Origin of the sequence: Ursidibacter arcticus (assembly GCF_009761375.1) — a bacterium.
Lineage (GTDB): Bacteria > Pseudomonadota > Gammaproteobacteria > Enterobacterales > Pasteurellaceae > Ursidibacter > Ursidibacter arcticus.
Map to the genome: position 1 here is coordinate 1 of NZ_LEKM01000077.1, position 2,243 is coordinate 2,243.

General features: G+C 35.1%; 3 protein-coding genes. All 3 read left to right on the forward strand.

Features of this window, described 5'->3' with window-relative positions:
• The first annotated feature begins 33 nt into the window (after positions 1-33).
• The 3 genes from A1D25_RS01860 to pyrF are packed head-to-tail and all read left to right on the forward strand — an operon-like array spanning position 34 to position 2,217.
• On the forward strand, positions 34-321 hold the full coding sequence (locus A1D25_RS01860; protein WP_157394021.1) for a LapA family protein: 288 nt from the start codon (positions 34-36) through the stop codon (positions 319-321).
• Positions 321-1,511: a lipopolysaccharide assembly protein LapB gene (lapB, locus tag A1D25_RS01865; RefSeq protein WP_157394022.1), complete on the forward strand. Its 1,191-nt coding sequence runs from the start codon at positions 321-323 to the stop codon at positions 1,509-1,511. Before A1D25_RS01860 ends, lapB begins: the two co-directional genes overlap by 1 nt.
• A gap of 13 nt (positions 1,512-1,524) precedes the next feature.
• Positions 1,525-2,217, forward strand: a complete 693-nt coding sequence (gene pyrF / locus A1D25_RS01870; RefSeq protein ID WP_157394023.1) for an orotidine-5'-phosphate decarboxylase — start codon at positions 1,525-1,527, stop codon at positions 2,215-2,217.
• The last annotated feature ends 26 nt before the right edge of the window (positions 2,218-2,243 follow it).

The window sequence follows — 2,243 nt, forward strand, 5'->3', positions numbered from 1 at the left end:
TTCATCACATCAAATAATAGTAATGGAGAACGTATGATAAAATATATTTTGGGATTGGTTATTACTCTTGCTATTATCATTGTTGCGGTCACTATTGGTGCAAATAATGACCAACTTATTACTTTCAATTATCTTATTGCCAAAAGTGAACTACGTTTATCAACGTTAGTCGCTGTTTTATTTGGTCTTGGTCTTTTATTAGGTTGGTTAATTACAGGCTTTTTCTACCTAAAATTAAAGTTACAAAATATGGCGTTAAATCGTCGTGTCAAACGTCAAGCACAACAAATTAATGAGTTAACCTTACCAAAGGCTGAGTAATGCTCGAATTATTATTTCTTCTGCTTCCTATTGCTGCTTTATATGGCTGGTATATGGGGCAGAGGAGTGCTAAGAAAGATCAAGACACTATCAATAATAAATTTTCTCGTGATTATGTCACAGGGTTAAATTTTCTATTATCTAATCAACAGGAAAAGGCTGTAGATCTTTTCCTTTCTATGCTTCAAAAACAAGAATCAGAAAACCAAATCACTACCGATTCGCAATTTGAAGCAGAATTGATGCTCGGAAACTTATTTCGTTCCAGAGGCGAGGTGGATAGAGCATTACGCATTCATCAAGCGTTAGAAAATAATGAAAATTATTCTTTCGAACAAAAATTACTTGCAAAGCAGCAACTTGCCAAAGATTTTATGAGTGCAGGTTTTTATGATCGGGCAGAAAATTATTATATTACGCTACTTGATGAACCTGAATTTGCAACACATTCTCTGACACAATTAACCACTATTTACCAAAAAACAAAGGAATGGAAAAAAGCGGTTAATGTCGCAGAGAAACTATTAAAAATATCTCCTAATACAGATAGAAAGCCGCTTGCCCATTTTTACTGTGAGTATGCTCAATCTATAAAAGAAAATAGTAAGTTATTTTTAGAATCCTTAAATAAAGCATTAGAATATTTGCCTAACTGTGCAAGAGCATCAATGTTATTGGGCGAGTTTTACTATCAGAAAGAACAATATCACATTGCTTTACAGCATTTAGAACACATCTTAGAACAAGATCCAAGCTATATTAGTGAAGTTCTTAAACAGATTAAGAACTGTTATAATGCTTTAAATCAATTAGAGCAATTTGAATTATTTTTAATTAGAGCTAATCAAATTAAGCATAATAGTAGTGTGGATTTAGCACTGGCAGAATTTATTGAACAAAAAGATGGGGCAGAGGCGGCACAGTCAAGTTTATACCAACAAGTGAGACAATACCCTAATATGATTACCTTTCACCGTTTTATCTATTATCAAATAAATGAAACAGAAAATGGTAGAGGGAAAGATAATTTGGTATTACTGCATAGTATGGTTGGGGACAGAATCCAAAAAGCTTTCCCATACCGATGCTTGAATTGTGGCTACCAAAGTTACCGTTTAAATTGGTATTGTCCATCTTGCCGTCAATGGGAAAGCATTAAACCCATTCAAAGTATTGATGAAGTCATTTAGTTATGAGGAAATTATGAATAGTAAAGTTATTGTTGCATTAGATTATGAAACAGAGCGTGAAGCACTTGCCTTCGTAGATCAAGTTGATCCATCACTTTGTCGTTTAAAAGTGGGCAAAGAGATGTTTACTACATTAGGGACAACATTTGTGAAACAACTACAAGAACGCAAATTTGATGTCTTTTTAGATCTTAAATATCACGATATCCCAAATACTGTGGCAAGAGCAGTTCGATCAGCAGCAGATCTTGGTGTTTGGATGGTAGATTTGCACGCGTCAGGTGGATTAAGAATGATGGAAACGGCCAAGCAGATTTTGGAACCTTATGGTAAAGATGCTCCATTATTGATTGGTGTTACTGTTCTTACCAGTATGGAAGATTTAGATTTATTGCAAATTGGTATCAATGCATCGCCAATGGAACAAGTTATCCGTTTAGCTCACTTATGCCAACGTGCAGGACTAGATGGCGTTGTTTGTTCTCCACAAGAAGTTGAAGTGTTAAGAACCCATTGTGGTAAAGATTTTAAATTGGTCACACCAGGTATTCGCCCAGAAGGCAGCGAATTCGGTGATCAACGTCGTGTAATGACACCCAAACAAGCAATTGAAACTGGTTCGGATTACCTTGTGATTGGCCGTCCAATTACTCAAGCACAAGATCCATTATCAGTATTAAAATCAATCAATAGTTCTATTGTATAAGCGGTTAGATTGGACGGAAATTTTAC